A 1,192-nucleotide genomic window follows, 5' to 3' on the forward strand; every position below is an offset into this window, starting at 1 on the left:
CCCCACCATCCTCCCGCACCGCGCCCGCCTGGGCCGACCCGCGCCCACTCGGGCCCAGCCCCGCGCCCAGCCCGGCCGCCGCCGACGGCGGGCGCACCCCCGCGCGACCCCGACTCCCGCCCGCGGGAACGCCGACGGCCGCTCCCCCGACCGGCGGAGGAACCCGCGCGGCGGAGAAGCGGCCGTGAAAGCCGTGCACATCGGTACGCACATCCGTACGTCGACGCACCGACAGCCGACGCACCGACAGATCAGCGCATGAACAGATCGGCACATCGGCACCCGGTCGGGCACCGGCACGGTGAGCCCCGGGCAGCCGACGCCGGCCGCGCACGGGGCCCCACGTGCTCGAGGAGGCCTCAGCTGGGGAGACCTCAGATGCTGAGGGTCTGGCCCGGGAAAATCAGGTCCGGGTTGCCACCGATGACCTTGGCGTTGTTCTGGTACAGGTCGTGCCAGTCCAGGCCCTGCGCGGCGGCGATGGAGCTCAGGGTGTCACCGGCCTTGACGGTGTAGTCGCCCTTGGCGGCCGGCTTGGCGTCGTTCGAGCGGTTCCAGGACTTGGCGCCCTGGTCGGCCTTCGGCGCGAACTTCTGGGCGTCGGCCTTCGGGGCGGCAGCCTTCGGCGCGGCGGCGTCGTTCTTCGGCGCAGCCTGAGCCTTCGGCGCGGCCTGGGCCTTGGGCGCGGCCTTCGGGGCCTCGGCCGGCTTGGCGGCGGGCTTCGGGGTCTGCGCCGGCTTGGCGGCGGTCGAGCCGGCGGCGGAGCCCGCCGAGGTGTCGACGGCGGCCGGGGCGCCGCCCTTGGTCAGGCCGGCCTTGACGGAGCAGACGGGCCAGGCGCCCGGGCCCTGCGAGGCGAGGACCTTCTCCGCGACGGCGATCTGCTGCGCCTTGGTGGCCTGGTTGGCCTGCGACGCGTAGGCGGTGCCACCGAAGGCGGCCCAGGTGCTGGAGGTGAACTGCAGACCGCCGTAGAAACCGTTGCCGGTGTTGATGGCCCAGTTGCCGCCGCTCTCGCACTGGGCGACGGCGTCCCAGGTGGAGACGGAGGCGGCGGAGGCCGAGGTGGCCGTGACGAGGCCGGCCACCGGCAGGGCCGCGACAGCGGCGCCCGCCACGACAGCCATCCGAACGCGGTTGCGCTTGGTGGCGGTGGAGGTGGTGGCAGCGGCGGTCTCGTTACGGAAGGTCA

At 74.5% G+C, this 1,192-nt stretch carries 1 protein-coding gene; it reads right to left on the bottom strand.

Annotated elements, in window-relative coordinates; genetic code table 11:
* Nucleotides 1-374: 374 nt before the first annotated feature.
* Nucleotides 375-1,192: transglycosylase family protein (locus AE652_RS40085; RefSeq protein ID WP_234348717.1), on the bottom strand; the 818-nt coding region annotated here is incomplete at its 5' end.

The organism is Kitasatospora sp. MY 5-36, assembly GCF_001182915.1.
In the GTDB taxonomy this organism is placed as follows: domain Bacteria; phylum Actinomycetota; class Actinomycetes; order Streptomycetales; family Streptomycetaceae; genus Kitasatospora.